Source organism: Actibacterium sp. MT2.3-13A (assembly GCF_018139985.1).
Classification (GTDB): domain Bacteria; phylum Pseudomonadota; class Alphaproteobacteria; order Rhodobacterales; family Rhodobacteraceae; genus JAGSOU01.
Window position 1 is genome coordinate 1 of the sequence record NZ_JAGSOU010000015.1, and the last position, 16096, is coordinate 16096.

Below are 16096 nucleotides of genomic sequence, written 5' to 3' on the forward strand. Positions count from 1 at the left end.
CTCCGCTCCCGGCGCGCTTGCCCAAACCGACCAACCCAACTACCAATCCCAAACCCGCAGACTCTCGTTATGAACGAGGGACCACCGGGGGGCAGGTCATGGACCATGATCGCTGCGCGTAGAACGAACAGCCATTTGCAGGAAGATGTTTCAGAGCACGACGTTGTTTAATGAAAGGTGGCTCTGGACCGGTAGTTCCTGAAGCCGCAGCCGGGCGGCGCGCCTGCTAAGGGTTTGTTGCGGGCATCTGACGGTCTTGCTCAGTCAAAGGGCCTTGACCTTGTGACCTTGATAGGTGCCTTAACTTCGAGATGAGGCTTCGCCGCCCTCCAAGAAACCTGAGGCGATCTCGGTGGCAATGCTCTCCATTCGAGCTGTTCCATCATCTATCAGATGTCCGTACTGGGTCATCGTGAAAGCAGCGTCATGATGCCCAAGCAGTTTTTGCGCTTCCAAGTAGAGTCCCTTACGCATCAAACTTGACGCGAAGTAATGCCGCAGGGAATGAATTCCCAGTCGTGTGACGCCCGCCTCCCTTTGGACGCGGTACCATCCTTGGGCGTTCACTGCGGAATGATGAATCGGAGTGCCGCTACGTGTGGGAAAAACCCATTCATAGTTGTGTGCCGAAAGCTGATCGCGAAGCCATGGCCGCACTTGCTTCGCGACGGGAACCGTTCGATAGGCATAGCCGCTCTTGAGCAGGCCGACACGATCAGCGTTGTCGCGCCCCCTCCTCGCTTGGTCTACGCGGCGCTCGATTGTCAGAGTTGTTAGGTCAGGGGCGAAATCATCCCGCTTAATTCCGAGCGCTTCTGAAATGCGTATGCCCGTTGTGGACATCAGAGCGAACAGCGCACTGTATTTGACGAATGCGCGCCGGACTTGAAGGTTTGGGTGCTGACGCAGTTCTTCAAGCTTTTCCATAATAGCTCGCATTTCTTGCTCCGAATGAATGCGAGCCCCTTGCCGCTTCTCCCTTGTGCTGCGGACCTGTACCGCCAACTTGTAGCCGGGGCTTTTGGTCAAGATATCCCTTGCCACTCCCCAGTTCAGGATCGATTTGACCAGATTGAAGGCGTGGCTTGCCGTTCTTCTCGATGGGTAGCGGGCGATCAAGGTGTTCATCAGCTCGATCATGTGATCCCGCGTCAGCCTGGAGACTGGCACATCGCCTATCTCGCCGAAAATGTATTGGTCCAAATAGTGTTGGTAATAGTGGAGCGTGGAGTGCTCCAAGGGCGCCTTCCCATCTCGTCCAATCCGAGAGGCTTCGATGTATTGGCCTGCGAGGTCGCGGAATTTGAGATTGGAGGTGCGCGGGTTTCCACCTGTCTCGAGTGCCGCGGCGATTTCCGCTCGCCGCTTATACGCGTCAGTTTGTTTCGAGAAAGACTCCTCGCATTGCTGTCCAGTTGCAGGATCGCGCCAACGCACACGATATCTGCGCCTGCCATTCTGGGTCCGACGGCTTACGATAACACGCTTGGATGTCATGAGCCCTTTTCCCTTCCCACTAGATTCGCACGCCAAGGTGGGGCAAACTGTGGGCAGCTTGTGGGCAACAATCAACGAAAGAGTAACTTACCAAATTCAGATCTGGTAAGTGCCTGAAAAGGCGAGGTTTTATGGCTGGGGTGGTAGGATTCGAACCTACGGTACACGGTACCAAAAACCGCTGCCTTACCACTTGGCTACACCCCAACGGTGCGCGGTTATCTACGACCAACCGCCCGGGTCTGCAAGCCCAATTTCGCGAAAAAATCGGGCCTGCGGGATCATATTTTCTGGTCGTACTCGCCGACCGACGGTTCGGTGCGGATCACCGCGTCGATCTCGGCGAAAATCGCGCGCAGCTCGTCTTCGCTCTCGGCGCTTTCGCAGACCACCACCAGGTTCGGCGTGTTCGAACTGGCCCGCACCAGCCCCCAGGAGCCGTTGTCGAGGATCACCCGCGCGCCGTTCACCGTGACCACGCGGTCGATCCCGCGGCCGGCCAGCTTTTCGCCCGCCTCGGCCTTGGTCACCAGCTTTTCGACCAGCCGCGCCAGCACGTCGTATTTCTCGGTATCGGCGCAATAGGGCGACATGGTGGGGGTGGACCAGGTGCGCGGCAGGGCCTTGCGCAGGTCCGACATCGACTGGCCCGGGTTGCGGTCCATCAGCTTGCAGATCTCCACCGCCACGCGCATGCCGCAGTCGTAGCCGCGGCCGATCGGCTCGGCCAGGAAGTAGTGGCCGGATTTCTCGAATCCCGCCAGCGCGCCCAGATCCTTGACCCGGCGCTTCATGTGGCTGTGGCCGGTCTTCCAGTAATCGGCCTTGGCGCCATGCGCCTTCAGCTCGGGGTCGGAGGCGAAGAGCCCTGTCGATTTCACGTCGGCCACGAAGGTCGCGCCGGGGTAGAGCTTGCTCAGGTCGCGGGCCATGATCACGCCCACCTTGTCGGCGAAGATCTCCTCGCCCTCGTCATCGACCACCCCGCAGCGGTCGCCGTCGCCGTCGAAGCCCAGCGCCAGGTCGGCGCCCGAGGCTTTCAGCGTATCGGCCATGTCATGCAGCATGTGCATGTCCTCGGGGTTGGGGTTGTAGTTGGGGAAGGTGTAGTCGAGCTTGTTGTGGCTCGGCACCACCTCCACCCCGATCCGCTCCAGGATCTCGGGGGCGAAGGCCGAGGCCGTGCCGTTGCCGGTGGCGCAGACGACCTTCAGTTTGCGCGACATCCTGAAATCGCCCACCAGATCGTCGATATAGGCTTCCTTCACCCCGTCCACGAATTCATAGGCGCCGCCGGGGCGGCAGTCCCAGTCGCCGCCCAGAACGATATCGCGCAGTTCGGACATTTCCTCGGGGCCGTGGGTCAGCGGGCGCTCGAAGCCCATTTTCACCCCGGTCCAGCCGTTGGGATTGTGCGAGGCGGTGACCATCGCCACCGCCGGCACGTCCAGGTGGAACTGCGCGAAATAGGCCATGGGCGAAAGCGCAGGGCCGATATCCTTGACCGTGATGCCGGCGCGCATCAGTCCCAGGATCAGCGCGTTCTTGATCGCCAGCGAATAGTCCCGGTAGTCGTTGCCGACCGCGATCAGCGGCGCGATCCCGCGGCGCTGCATCTGCGTGCCCAGCCCCAGCCCCAGCGCGGTGATGCCCGGCAGGTTGATCTGGTCGGGGTATTTCCAGCGCGCATCGTATTCGCGGAAGCCGGTGGGGGTGATCATCGCGTCGCGCAGGAATTCCCAGGTGTTCTGGGACACTTCGTAAATCGGTTTGGTCACGGGGCAGTCTCGCTCTGGTCTTGGATCTAAAGGCGGATGGGGTTGGCCTTGGCCAGCCCGTCGAATTCCATCAGGGTGTGAATAAGGTTTTCCATCTGGTCGAGCGGGATCATGTTCGGTCCGTCCGACGGCGCATGATCTGGGTTCTCATGGGTTTCGATGAAGACGCCGGCGATCCCCAGCGACACCGCCGCGCGGGCCATGACAGGGGCGAACTCGCGCTGCCCGCCCGAGGCGCCGCCGAGGCCACCAGGCTGCTGCACCGAATGGGTGGCGTCCATGATCACCGGGTAGCCGGTCCTGGCCATCTGGGGCAGGGCGCGCATGTCGGTCACCAGCGTGTTGTAGCCGAAGGAGGTGCCGCGTTCGGTCAGCAGGATGCGGCGGTTGCCGGTGGCCTCGACCTTGTCCACGACATTGGCCATGTCCCAGGGTGCCAGGAACTGACCCTTCTTGATGTTCACCGCGGCCCCGGTCCGGCCCGCGGCCAGCAGCAGGTCGGTCTGACGGCACAGGAAGGCGGGGATCTGAAGCACGTCTGCGACCTCGGCCACGGGCGCGCATTGCGCGACCTCATGCACATCGGTCAGCACCGGCAGCCCCAGCGCCTTCTTCACGCCGGCGAGGATGTCCAGCCCGGCCTCCATGCCCACGCCGCGCATCCCCGACAGCGAGGTGCGGTTGGCCTTGTCGAAGCTGGCCTTGAAGATGTAGCCGGCCCCGGCGCTGGCGCAGATCTCGGCCATGCGCCCGGCGATCATCTGGGCATGGTCCGCGCTTTCCAGCTGGCAGGGGCCGGCGATCACGGTCAGCGGGCGGTCATTCGAGACGCTCAGCGCGCCGATGGTCACGTCATGCATGTCTAGGCAGAAACCTGTTCTCGGAGGATGGAAGCCGTCATGGATATCATGAGGTATATCCCGCCGAAGATCAGGAAGGCCAGCAGAGTGTTCTCGAAGGCCCGCGGGTAGGTCGGCTCGTCCGGGGCGACGGGGCTGACGCCCAGCGACAGGTAGCGCACCTGGCGGTTGGCCTCGATCCGGGCGGTCTCGAGCTGTTGCAGCGCCTGTTGCAGCAGCAATTGGCGGTTGGCCAGGTCCGCCTCGGCGATGCGCAGTTCGGCCGAGATGCGGGCCAGCGAATCGGTGCCCTGCGTGCTTTCGGTCATCGAGGCGCGCAGCTGCGCCACCAGCGCCTCGAGGCGCTTGATGTCGCCCTTCACGCCCTCCACGCGGGCGGCGTTGGGGCGCGGGTTGTCGAGCAGCTGCTGCAGCTGCAGCTTCTTTTCCTGAAGCTGCACCTCGAAGGTGGAGATCTGGCCCATCAGCGCGCTGGTCTCGGTTACCGGGTCGAGCACGCCCAGACGCTCCTGCAGGTCGAGCACGCGCTGCTGCGCCGCCTCGACCTTGGCCTCGGCGTCGCGGAACGAGGCGCGGGCACCCGCCATCTGGTCCTCTCGCAGCCGCTGGGTTAGCCCGTCTACGCGTTCCTCGGCATAGGAAATCAGCGCCTCGGAAAACGCCGCGCTGGTCCCGGGATCGGCGGCGATGACCTCCATCTTCAGGATGCCCTCGGTCGGGTCGTAGCCGATCTGCACGTTGCGTTTGTAGATCTTGTAGGCGGCTTCGAAGCTGGCACCCTGGTCCAGTTTCTGGATCGGGTCGATGCCCGCCTGACTGAAATGTGCCTTGAAGCCGAGATCGGAGTCCAGCCGCCGCATGGCGTCGCGCGACTGCAGGTAGCTCTGCACCGCGATCGAATCCTGCTGCACGGCCAGGCCGGTGCCCGCGAACATGCTGCCCAGCCCGCCGGCGACCTGGCTTTCGGCCTGCTGGATCACGAATTCCGATTTCGTGGCATACATCGGCGTCGCCACGAAGTAATAGTAATAGCCGGCCAGCAGCGTCGGCAGCATCACGAAGAACCCCAGCCGGGTCAGCATCAGCGCAAAGCGGCGCCGGCGGCGGCGGGCGATGTCCTGCTGGATGCGCATGATCTCTCGCGCGCGGGTGTCGGCGCCCATCACCTCGGTCGAGGGCAGCTGCGGACTGCGCCCCTGCGGCACGGTCTGCGGCAGCTGCGGCAGGGTGGTCTGGCGGCCCTCGCTGGCCACCAGTTCCAGCATGTTGGCGCGGTGGAACGGGTCGATCCCCTGCTCGCGCAGCAGCCGCACCGCGTCGAAATCCGAGGTCGGCGCCAGCCCGTGTTTCTGCGCGACGCGCCGGGCCATGCGCAGCTGCCGCCCGGTCAGACCCTCGCGGCGGATCGCGGTGATTTCCTCGTCGACGCCGCGCGCGGCGGGTGTGGCCGGCGCGGCGGAGGCCGCGGCGGGCTGCGGCGCGGCGGTCGGGAACGGCCCGGCGCCGAAGCCGTCGTCGACGGTCTCGGCGGCGTCCTCGGGGCGCGGGCGGCCGTTGCCGAGCGGGCCGCTGCGGCGGATGCGGAACTTCTTAGCCTTGGGTTTCGTAGTCATAGAGTCTTTTTGCCTCTTCCAAGGTATCGAACTGGTACAACTGCCCGTCTCTTAACACGGCGGCCTGGCGGCAGAACTTCTCAAGTGTCGCGGCCTGATGCGAGACCACGACCACGGTCGCCCGCTCGAGCCGCTCGCGCAGGATGGCGCCGGCCTTGCGGTTGAACTCCACATCCGTGGTCGAGGGCATCCCCTCATCGATCAGGTAGATGTCGAAATCCAGCGCCAGCATCAACGAGAAGCTGAAACGCGCGCGCATGCCCTGGCTGTAGGTGCCGATGGGCATGTCGAAATATTCGTCGATATTGCACAGCCAGCGCGAGAAGGCCTCGACGTAATCGGGGTCGAGGCCATAGAGCCGTGCGATGTAGCGGGCGTTCTCGGTGCCGGTGTGGCGACTGACCACGCCGCCCATGAAACCCAGCGGAAAGGAGATGCGGCATGTGCGCAGGATCTGCCCCTCGTCGGGTTTCTCCAGCCCGGCCATCATGTTGATCAGCGTCGTCTTGCCGGTGCCGTTCGGCGCCAGGATGCCCAGCGAGCGGCCCAGTTCCACCCGGAACGACACGCGGTCAAGGATCACCTTGCGCTGCTTGCCCGTCCAGAAGGACTTGCTGACATTGATGAACTCGATCATGGGTCGGTTCTGCCTCTGTCCGGGAGCGCGGCCCGGCGTTTCCTCTCCGGTGACATTACCGGCGGTTTTGGGCGGCATTATGTCCTGCGGGAACGCTAATATTCAATGAACTCATGCGCTTTGCGGCGATAAAATGGCAAAGGCCGGCGCAGGTGCAGCGCCGGCCTCGCAAAGCCCCCGCGGAGGGAGGGCCTCAGGCTTTCTGTTTCTCCACCCGGCAGATCTTGCCCACGACGATCGCGATGATCGCGGCGGAGAAGCTGAACAGCGCGCCCATCTTGGCCGCGTCCTGAACACGGATGCCCTCCAGCTGCACCGAGCCGTCGAAGGCCACAGAGGCGACGAACAGCGAAACGGTGAAGCCGATGGCCGCCACGCAGCCGATCACCAGCAGGTCGATTGTGCGCATGCCGGCCGGCAGGCCCAGCCGCAGCGGATGCGCCGCGATATAGCCGAAGATCAGGACGCCCATGGGCTTGCCAAGCAGCAGGCCGAAGAGCACCAGCCAGGTCGGTGAGCCGATCGAGGCGAACTCCACGCCCGCGTTCAGCAGGCCGAAGAAGAACAGGATGATCTCGACCGGGTGCTTGAGCGCGTGCTCGATCGTGTTCAGCAGGTCGGTAAGGTAGGTTTCGGCCTCCGAGAAGATTCCGAAGGCACGGTCGGCATGCGGGATCGTCGGCACCACCGGCAGCAGGCCCAGCGCCGGGTGCAGGCCGGCTTCCTGGAAGCCGTACCAGCTCAGCGCGCCGGCGATCAGGTAGGGCCAGAAGCTCAGGTATTTGCGCACCCAGCTCGATTTAGTGCGCAGCTGGTCGCCGCGATCCATCACCCGCGGCAGCCAGTTGAACAGGACGAACACCGCCAGCGCCACGCCCGCCGACAGCAGCAGCCATTCCGGTGCGAGCTCGCCCGAGGGGTAGAAGATGGCCAGGATGATCAGCCCCGCCGCATCGTCCGCGATCGCCAGCAGCAGCAGGAATCGAACCGCCGGATGCCCCGCGCCGAAGACCAGGCGGCCGACGAGATAGGAGAACGCGATGTCGGTGGCCGTCGGGATCGCCCAGCCGCGGCTGACCGCGTTGAACGTGTCCGAGCCCAGCAGCATGGCCAGGCCAAGGTACACGACGATCGGCCCCAGCATGCCGCCGGCGGTGGCAAACAGCGGCGTCGCCGCCTTCTTGCCGCGCAGCGAGCCGTTCTTGAGGATGATCGCCTCCCAGACCTCCTTGGCCGCGATGGCGAAGAAGAAGGCCATCAACACGTCGTTGACCAGGTAGTGCAGGGTCAGGGTGCGGTGCACATTGCCCGCCTCGTCGAGATGCGCGTGGCCGATGATGAAATCGTCGATCAGCACCATTTCCACGAAATCGTGGTAGGAATGGGCATCCACATTGGCCCAGACCAAGGCGATGATCGCGCCCCCGATCAGCAGGAGCGAGTAGTTGGTTACAAAGTTCCAGACCCTGTACATGCGTGCGTGTCCCCCCATAGTTTCACCGTCAGATAGAGCATGTGAAACCGGGGGGCAACCGCCCGAAGTTCACGAGATTACCTTCGAGGCCGCCGACAGGCGGCCAAGGCCCGCGACCGGACCGCGGGGCCGGCGCGGGCAGGGGCCGGGCGGGCAGTTTCGGGCGGGGGAGGCAACCCTCCAATTTGCATCCTCCGGCGCCCTTTCCTAAGTAGACGGGAATGAGCGATCCCTGCCCCGCCTTCTCCGATCTTCTGGCCGAGCTTTCGGACTGCCGGTTCTGCGCCGACCGTTTCGCGGCCACCGCCACGGCCCATGCGCCGCGGCCGGTGCCCTGGTTCCGGCCCGGCGCCCGCATCCTGGTGGCCGGGCAGGCGCCCGGGATGCGGGTGCACAAGGCAGGCAAGCCCTTCTTCGACCCGTCGGGCGAGAGGCTGCGCGACTGGATGGGGATCGACGAGGGGGTCTTCTACGACCTGTCCCGCGTGGCGGTGCTGCCGATGGCCTTCTGCTTTCCGGGCTATGACGCCAAGGGCGCGGACCTGCCGCCGCCGACGCTCTGCGCGCGGACGTGGCATGTTCGAATTATGCAAGAGCTGGGGGAAATTCCCCTGACCATTTTGATCGGCGGCTATGCGCAAAGGTGGCATTTGGGAAAGAGGGCCGGCCCCGTCACCGCCACGGTGGCGGCCTGGCGGGACCATGCGCCGCGCGTCTTTCCCTTGCCGCACCCGTCCTGGCGCAATACGGCATGGCTGAAGAAAAACCCGTGGTTCGAGGCCGAGCTTCTGCCGGTTCTGCGGGCCCGTGTGCAAGAGGTGCTGGATGACTGATCAAACCCCGCTGGACCGGGCCCACGCGGCCATGCAGGCCGATCCCGAGGATGCGGCGGCGCGGCTACGCTTCTACGAGAGGCTGGCCGATGCCGAGCTGTTCGTTCTGCTCTTCGAAGAGCCGCGGGGCGAGCAGATCATGCCGCAGGTCTTCGACGTGGAGGAGGGCCGCGTGATCGTGGTCTTCGACCGCGAGGAGCGGCTGGCCGAATTCGCGCGCGAGACCGTTCCCTACGTCGCGCTCAGCGGCCGGCTGGTGGTGGGCATGCTGGCCGGCCAGGGCATCGGGCTGGGCGTGAACCTGTCGGTTGCGCCCTCCTCGATCCTGATCCCGGCGCAGGCGGTGGACTGGCTGGCCGAAACGCTGCAGCAGCGCCCGACCGAGATCGAGGCGCGCCCCGAGGAACTGCATGCGCCGGCCGGGCTGCCCGAGCCGCTGCTCTCGGCGCTGGACGCCAAGCTGGCGGCGGCCGGCGGGCTGGCAAAGATGGCCTATCTGGCCGGGGTGAGCTACGCGGGCGGGGCGCGGGGCCACATGCTGGCCTTCATCGACCCCGCGCCGGGGGCCGAGGGCGCGCTGGCGCAGGCCGCGGGCGAGGCGCTGACCTTTTCCGGCATCGAGGCGGGCGCGATGGACGTGGGATTCTTCGCGGCCGCCGACCCGATCGCGGCGCGGCTGGCCAAGGTGGGGCTGCGCTTCGACCTGCCGCAGGCGGAGGCGCAGGCGCAGGTTCCTAGCGCGAAGCCGGGGATGGACCCTGCGCAACCTCCGAAGCTGCGCTAGGCGGCGCCGTCGCGCGGTGAGTATTTGGGCCAAGAAGAAGGGGGCTCAGTAGCCCTGTTTGCGGTCCACCCGGAACAGGAACGGCTCGCCCGCCTCGCCGCGGCGGATGTTCTCGGCGACGACATCGCTGGCGGTGTCGGCGCGGGTCTCGGAGGCGATATGCGGGGTCACGGTCACCTTGGGATGGGTCCAGAACGGGTGGTCCCGCGGCAGCGGTTCGACGCGGAACACGTCCAGCGTGGCATGGGCGATATGGCCTGAGTCGAGCGCCGCGATGAGCGCGTCGTCGTCGATCAGCTGGCCGCGGCCGGGATTGACGATCACCGCACCCTCGGGCAGGCGGGCGAGGCGCCCGGCGTCGAGAAGGTTCCCGGTCTGGGTCGTGAGCGGCAGCAGCAGCACCACGATCTCGGCGCGCGACAGGGCCGCGTTCAGGCCCTCCGCGCCCGACAGGCAGGTCAGGCCGGGGATGTCCTTGGGGGTGCGGCTCCAGCCGGCAACGTCGAAGCGCAGGGCCGCCAGCGCCTGCGCGCAGGCGCGGCCGAGCTCGCCCAGGCCCAGGACGGCGACGCGGCGGTTGCGCGCGAGCGGCGGCGCGACCGGGGTCCATTCGTGGGCCGGGTTCACGATATGCGCGTCCATGCCGAGATGGTGGCGCAGCACATGGCCGGTGACCCATTCGACCATGCCTTCCTCGAGCCCGGCATCGACCATGCGGCAGAGCGGCTGGGTCAGCGTTTCGTTGCCCACGATCTTTTCCACCCCGGCCCAGAGGCTCAGCACCGCCCTGGCCCTGGTGAAGGGGGTGAAGTCATGGAGCGTGTCGCCCGGGGCGTAGACGATGTAATCGACGCTCTCGGGGGCGTCGGTCGCGGTGAAGAGGTCGACCTCCAGTCCAGCCCTGGCGAAGGCGGCGGGCAGGGCGTGGCGGTAGGTTTGCCAGCGCGCCTCGCCCGCGGCGAAGAGAACTCGGATCATGAACGGCCCCTCGGTCTGTGGATATGCGCGCTCTGCACCAGGCCGAAGGCGGCCATCAGCACCAGCATCGCCGAGCCGCCGTAGGAAACCAGCGGCAGCGGCACGCCGACCACCGGCGCCAGCCCCATGACCATCGACATGTTGAGCGCGAAATAGAAGAAGAAGGCGGCGGAGATCCCGAAGATCAGCAGCGACGAGAACCGGTCCTTGGTTTTCAGCGCCGAGGCGATGCAGAAGAAGATGATCAGCGCGTAAAGCGCGAGCAGGGAAAAGCCGCCGATGAAGCCGAATTCCTCGGCCAGCGTGGTGAAGATGAAATCGGTGTGTTTCTCGGGCAGGAAGTTCAGCCGCGACTGGGTGCCCTGCATGAAGCCGCGTCCGGCCCAGCCGCCCGAGCCCAGGGCGATCTTGGACTGGGTGATGTGATAGCCCGCGCCGAGCGGGTCGGAGGCCGGGTCGAGGAAGGTATCGATGCGGCGATACTGGTAGTCCTTGAGGAACTGCCACTCGGTCCCGCGCGACAGGAAGACGCCGGCCACCAGCCCGCCGCCGGTGGCGATCACGGCGGCGAAATAGGCCCAATGCAGGCCCGCCACGAACATCACCACGCCGCCGCCGGCCACCAGCAGCAGCGCGGTGCCGAGGTCGGGCTGGCGCAGCACCAGGAAGGTGGGCAGCAGGATCAGCACCAGCGGCAGCAGCACATAGAGCGGGCGCGAGACCTTCTTGATGTCGAGCCAGTCGTAATAGGCGGCCAGGATCATCACCAGCGTGATCTTGGTCAGCTCGGACGGCTGCAACCGCATGAAGCCGAGGTCGATCCAGCGCTGCGCGCCCATGCCCACGGCGCCGAACAGTTCCACGAACAGCAGCAGCAGCACCGACAGCGCATAGGCCAGCGCCGCCATGTTGCGCCAGAACCAGACCGGAACGAAGGCGACGGTGAACATGACCACCAGCCCCAGCGCAAAGCGTTTCATCTGCGGCTCGGCCCAGGGCGAGAACGATCCGCCCGCCACCGAGTAGAGCATCATGAAGCCCACCCCCGCCACCGCGGTCAGCAGCAGCACCAGCGCCCAGTTGAGGTGGATCACCTTGCGCCAGCCGCTGGGCACCTGCTTGACCGAATATTCGAGATAGCTCATGCGCGGCTCCGTCCGGGGGCGGGGGGCAGGGGCGCGCGCAGCGGCAGGGCGCGCAGGCGCTCTTCGATCTCGCGGCGCTGGTTCTGCGGATAGGACGAGAGCGGCGGCACCTCGCCGTGCAGGGCGCGCAGCACGATGTCGCGGGCGATGGGCGCGGCCGCGCTGGAGCCGCCGCCGCCATGTTCCACCACCACCGACACCGCGACGCGCGGCGCGTCGAACGGGGCGAAAGCCACGAAGAGCGCGTGGTCGCGCCGCTCCCACGGCAGGTCCTCGTTGCGGGACACGCCGCGGGCGCGTTCGGCGGCGGTGATGTTGCGCACCTGGCTGGTGCCGGTCTTGCCCGCCATCAGCAGCGCGTCGTCGGCGATGCGCGATCCGTAGGCCGTCCCGCGCCGCGAATTGGACACCGAGAACATGCCGCGCTGCACCTTGGCCAGCAGCGCCGGGCTGAGCCCAAGTTCCGCGCCCAGGCCCGAGGGCTGCTCGACCCCGTCCACGGATTTGATCAGCCGCGGCGTGACCGACCGGCCCGTGGCCAGGCGCGCGGTCATCACCGCCAGCTGCAGCGGCGAGGCCAGCACGAAGCCCTGACCGATGGCCGCGTTCAGCGTGTCGCCGACCACCCACTCGGCGCCGCGGTTCTCGCGTTTCCACTCCTTGGTGGGGGTCAGCCCGCCGGCCACCGCCGAGAGCGGCAGTTCGAAGCGGTCGCCGAGCCCGAGGCGGCGGGCCATCTCGGCGATCTTCTCGATGCCGACCCGGCGCGAGATCTCGTAATAGTAGACGTCGCAGGATTGCTGGAGGCTTTCCTCGAGGCTCACATGGCCGTGCCCGCCGTGCTTCCAGCAATGGAAGCGGCGGCCGCCCACCTCCAGGTAGCCGGGGCAGTAGACGGTCTCCTCCGGGGTGATCTGCCCGTCCTCCAACGCGGCGAGCGCGGTAACCATCTTGAAGGTCGAACCCGGCGGGTAGGTGCCCTGTACCGTCTTGTTGGCCAGCGGGCGATAGGGGTTCTCGGTCAGCGCCTTGTAGTCGGCGACCGAGATGCCGCGCACGAATTTGTTGGGATCGAAGCTGGGCGCCGAGGCGAGGCTCAGAAGATCGCCTTCGGCCAGGTCGATCACCACCGCCGCTGCGCTTTCGCCGGAGAGGCGCGCCTCGATGAAATTCTGCAGCCCGTGATCGACGGTCAGTTGCAGATCGGCACCAGGCTGGCCCGGCTCGCGGTCGAGTTCGCGGATCACCCGGCCCACGGCGTTGACCTCGATCCGCTTGGTCCCGGCCTTGCCGCGCAGCCGCAGCTCCTCCTTGGCCTCGACCCCGGTCTTGCCGATCTGGAAGCGCGGGATCTGCAGCACCGGGTCGGGATCCTCGATCCGGCTGAGATCGTAGTCCGACACCGGGCCGACATAGCCCACCACGTGGGCGAAATCCTCAGCCAGCGGATAGATGCGCGACAGGCCCACCTCGGGCGCCACGCCGGGCAGGGCGGGGGCGTTGACCGCGATCTGGGCGACGTCCTCCCAGCTCAGCCGGTCGGCGACGGTGACCGGCACAAAGGGGCTGCGGCGCATGATCTCCTTCAGCGCGCGGTCGATCTCCTCGGGCGTCAGGCGGATGATCCGGGCGACGCGGGCCAACACCTCTTCGACATCGCCGGCATCCTCGCGGACCATGACGATGCGGTAGTTTTGCTCGTTGCCGGCGACGAGGTGGCCGTTGCGGTCGAAGATCATCCCGCGCGCAGGCGGCAGCAGGCGGATGTTGATGCGGTTTTCCTCGGCCAGCAGGCGGAACTGGTCGGCCTGCTCGACCTGCATGTAGCGCATCCGCGCGGCCAGCCCGCCCATGAAGGCCAGTTGCATCCCGCCCAGGACCAGCCCGCGCCGGGTGATGCCGCGGGCGCTTTCCTCGGTGTCGCGGGGGGAATATTTCATCGCGCCCCCCCGGAGTCGGCCTCGGTCGGGGACAGGCGCCGGATGTTGAAGCCCAGCTGCGACACGCCGACCACCGCCGGGTAGGCCGTCAGGGTGAAGACCGCCTGCATCAGCAGATCGCTCAGGCCGGGGGCGGGCACGGCGAAGATGCCCTGCGCCGCCCAATAGGCCACGGTCAGCGCGATCACAGCGCCCGCGACGAAGGCCAGTTCGACCGCGAAGGGCATCTCGGCGGAGCCCTGGTGGCGGCTGCGCAGGAACTCGGCCGCGATCAGCGCCAGCGCGGCCCACAGGCCCGGCGCGCGGCCCAGCAGCATGTCGGACAGGAACAGCAGCGCGCCCAGCAGCAGCGGGGTCACGATGTCGGGCCGGCGCTGCACCCAGGCGAAGACCAGGCACAGCAGAAGGTCGGGGCCGGGCAGGGTGGCGGGCATCATGTCCAGCGGCAGCAGGCGCAGGAACAGCAGAACGGCCGCCAGCGCGACGAACAACAGCCGGTAGCCCCAGCGCTGCGTGGTCGCCGGGTCAACCATCGGCGCCCCCCTCGGAGGCGGCCGGCTCGGCGGCCTCGGCCACCGGGGCCGGCGGGGGCGGTGGCGGCGCGATCAGCCCGCCGGCGTCGCGGATCACCTCGTGGGCATGGCTGCGCAGCACGCGCAGGAATTCCAGCCGCTCGTAATCGGCGGCCAGCCGCACGCGCAGGCGACGCTCGGGGTCCAGCGCGACCTGCCCCACCAGCAGCCCCGCCGGAAACAGCCCGCCATCGCCCGAGCTGACCACGCGGTCCCCGGGACGCACCTGGTCGGGGTTTTCGAGGAACTCGATCAGCGGCGCGGCGGTGTTGTCGCCGGCCAGCATCGCCTGCTGGCCCGAGGGCTGGATCGTCACCGGGATACGCGAGTTGGAGTCGGTCAGCAGGATCACCCGCGAGGTGTTCTTGCCCACGCCCGAGATCCGACCCGCCAGTCCCAGCCCGTCGGTGGTGGCCCAGCCGTCGATGATGCCGTCGCGCGCGCCCACGTTCAGCAGCACCGACTGCCGGAAGGGCGAGCCGGAATCGGCCAGCACCACGCCGGTGACATAGGTCAGTTTGGGATCGAGCCGCACCTTGTTCAGGTCCAGCAGCTTGGCGTTTTCCTGCTCCAGCTGCAGCGCGGCCTCTTTCCAGGCCTTCATCTGGCGCAGTTCGCGGCGCAGCTCCTGATTCTGCTCGGACAGCCGCGCGTAGGACTGGAACCCCTCGACCAGCCCGACCAGCCTGGTCACCGGCAGAAGCGCCCAGTCGAAACTGGGGACCACCCGGTCCACCAGCGTCGCGCGGAAACGCTCAACCCGGGGGCTGTCGATGCGCCACAGCAGGAAGGTGCCCAGCATCAGGACCACCATCACCCCGATCAGGATGTGCCTGACCGGGCGGGCGTAATCCACCTGGGTGTTGCGGTCTCGTGCCATCGCGGCCCCTTGTCAGGCGCGCGTCCCCTCGCGCCTCAGCTGTCGTAGTCTATGACATGGCGCAGTTGTTTTTCATACTCCAGCGCCTTGCCCGTGCCGAGGGCCACACAATTCAGTGACTCGTCGGCGACCGAGATCGCAAGCCCGGTCTGCTCGCGCAGCGCCAGGTCCAGCTCGCCCAGCAGCGCGCCGCCGCCGGTCAGCATCACGCCGCGGTCTACGATGTCGGCGGCAAGGTCGGGTGGGGTCGCCTCGAGCGCGACCATCACCGCCTCGCAGATCTGCTGCACCGGCTCGGCCAGGGCCTCGGCCACCTGCGCCTGGTTGATCTCGATCTCCTTCGGCACGCCGTTCAGCAGGTCGCGGCCGCGGATGGTCAGCGCCGCGCCGCGCCCGTCGTCGGGCATGCGCGCGGTGCCGATCGAGGTCTTGATGCGCTCGGCGGTGGCCTCGCCGATCAGCAGGTTCTGCTGGCGGCGGAGGTAATTGATCACCGCGTCATCCATGCGGTCGCCGCCCACCCGGACGGAGCGCGCGTAGACGATGTCGCCGAGGCTGAGCACGGCCACCTCGGTGGTGCCACCGCCGATATCGACGACCATGTTGCCCGTCGGGTCGGTGATCGGCATGCCCGCGCCGATGGCCGCGGCGATCGGCTCTGCGATCAGGCCGGCGCGGCGGGCGCCCGCCGACAGCACCGACTGCCGGATCGCGCGCTTTTCCACAGGCGTCGCGCCGTGGGGCACGCAGACGATGATCTTGGGCTTGGTGAAGGTGGTGCGCTTGTGAACCTTGCGGATGAAATACTTGATCATCTCTTCGGCCACGTCGAAATCGGCGATCACACCCTCGCGCATCGGGCGGATGGCCTCGATGCTGCCCGGCGTGCGGCCCAGCATCAGCTTGGCGTCCTCGCCCACCGCCAGCACCTGCTTGCGCCCGTCCTTGACGTGGAAGGCGACCACCGAGGGCTCGTTGAGGATGATGCCGCGTCCCTTGACGTAGACCAGCGTGTTCGCCGTGCCGAGGTCGATTGCCATGTCCGACGAGAACAAACCGCCAAATCCTGCCATTGCGTCCTGCCTTGTGTCCGAGCCCGTTTTCC

The 16096-nt window shown here is 66.7% G+C and carries 14 protein-coding genes and 1 tRNA gene; 2 read left to right on the forward strand and 13 right to left on the reverse strand.

Features of this window, described 5'->3' with window-relative positions:
* Nucleotides 1–300: 300 nt before the first annotated feature.
* The 7 genes from KCI33_RS13365 to KCI33_RS13395 all read right to left on the reverse strand — a co-directional run bounded on the left by KCI33_RS13365 (nt 301) and on the right by KCI33_RS13395 (nt 7859).
* Nucleotides 301–1140 (reverse strand): tyrosine-type recombinase/integrase, encoded by an 840-nt coding sequence (locus tag KCI33_RS13365; protein ID WP_212525304.1) that lies wholly within the window; start codon nt 1138–1140, stop codon nt 301–303.
* Between the two features lie 489 nt (nt 1141–1629).
* Nucleotides 1630–1704, reverse strand: a tRNA-Gln gene (locus tag KCI33_RS13370).
* Between the two features lie 74 nt (nt 1705–1778).
* Nucleotides 1779–3275: a phosphomannomutase/phosphoglucomutase gene (locus tag KCI33_RS13375; protein ID WP_212525305.1), complete on the reverse strand. Its 1497-nt coding sequence runs from the start codon at nt 3273–3275 to the stop codon at nt 1779–1781.
* 26 nt (nt 3276–3301) lie between these two features.
* Nucleotides 3302–4135: a 3-deoxy-8-phosphooctulonate synthase gene (gene kdsA / locus KCI33_RS13380; RefSeq protein ID WP_212525306.1), complete on the reverse strand. Its 834-nt coding sequence runs from the start codon at nt 4133–4135 to the stop codon at nt 3302–3304.
* 2 nt (nt 4136–4137) lie between these two features.
* Entirely contained in the window at nt 4138–5748 is a 1611-nt protein-coding gene (locus tag KCI33_RS13385; protein ID WP_212525307.1) for a capsule biosynthesis protein, read from the reverse strand.
* Entirely contained in the window at nt 5726–6385 is a 660-nt protein-coding gene (locus KCI33_RS13390; protein WP_212525308.1) for an ATP-binding cassette domain-containing protein, read from the reverse strand. Before KCI33_RS13390 ends, KCI33_RS13385 begins: the two co-directional genes overlap by 23 nt.
* 193 nt (nt 6386–6578) lie before the next feature.
* Nucleotides 6579–7859: a Na+/H+ antiporter NhaA gene (locus tag KCI33_RS13395; RefSeq protein ID WP_212525309.1), complete on the reverse strand. Its 1281-nt coding sequence runs from the start codon at nt 7857–7859 to the stop codon at nt 6579–6581.
* 221 nt (nt 7860–8080) lie between these two features.
* On the opposite strand from KCI33_RS13395, the gene KCI33_RS13400 reads away from it, so the two are divergent.
* The gene (locus KCI33_RS13400) at nt 8081–8692 is read left to right on the forward strand and encodes a uracil-DNA glycosylase family protein (protein ID WP_212525310.1); all 612 of its coding nucleotides are present in this window, start codon (nt 8081–8083) and stop codon (nt 8690–8692) included.
* The gene (locus tag KCI33_RS13405; RefSeq protein ID WP_212525311.1) at nt 8685–9476 is read left to right on the forward strand and encodes an SseB family protein; all 792 of its coding nucleotides are present in this window, start codon (nt 8685–8687) and stop codon (nt 9474–9476) included. Before KCI33_RS13400 ends, KCI33_RS13405 begins: the two co-directional genes overlap by 8 nt.
* Before the next feature lie 45 nt (nt 9477–9521).
* On the opposite strand, the gene KCI33_RS13410 is transcribed toward KCI33_RS13405, so the two are convergent.
* The 6 genes from KCI33_RS13410 to KCI33_RS13435 are packed head-to-tail and all read right to left on the reverse strand — an operon-like array spanning nt 9522 to nt 16064.
* Complete coding sequence (locus tag KCI33_RS13410) at nt 9522–10454, reverse strand: glyoxylate/hydroxypyruvate reductase A (RefSeq protein ID WP_212525312.1); 933 nt, start codon at nt 10452–10454, stop codon at nt 9522–9524.
* Entirely contained in the window at nt 10451–11599 is a 1149-nt protein-coding gene (gene rodA / locus KCI33_RS13415; protein ID WP_212525313.1) for a rod shape-determining protein RodA, read from the reverse strand. Before rodA ends, KCI33_RS13410 begins: the two co-directional genes overlap by 4 nt.
* The gene (gene mrdA / locus KCI33_RS13420) at nt 11596–13539 is read right to left on the reverse strand and encodes a penicillin-binding protein 2 (RefSeq protein WP_212525314.1); all 1944 of its coding nucleotides are present in this window, start codon (nt 13537–13539) and stop codon (nt 11596–11598) included. The genes rodA and mrdA overlap by 4 nt, the downstream gene beginning before the upstream one ends.
* Entirely contained in the window at nt 13536–14072 is a 537-nt protein-coding gene (locus tag KCI33_RS13425; RefSeq protein WP_212525315.1) for a rod shape-determining protein MreD, read from the reverse strand. Before KCI33_RS13425 ends, mrdA begins: the two co-directional genes overlap by 4 nt.
* Complete coding sequence (mreC, locus tag KCI33_RS13430) at nt 14065–14991, reverse strand: rod shape-determining protein MreC (protein WP_212525316.1); 927 nt, start codon at nt 14989–14991, stop codon at nt 14065–14067. The genes KCI33_RS13425 and mreC overlap by 8 nt, the downstream gene beginning before the upstream one ends.
* Before the next feature lie 35 nt (nt 14992–15026).
* Nucleotides 15027–16064 carry a rod shape-determining protein gene (locus KCI33_RS13435; RefSeq protein ID WP_212525317.1) on the reverse strand — a complete coding sequence of 346 codons (1038 nt, stop codon included), beginning with the start codon at nt 16062–16064 and terminating at the stop codon, nt 15027–15029.
* Nucleotides 16065–16096 lie beyond the last annotated feature (32 nt).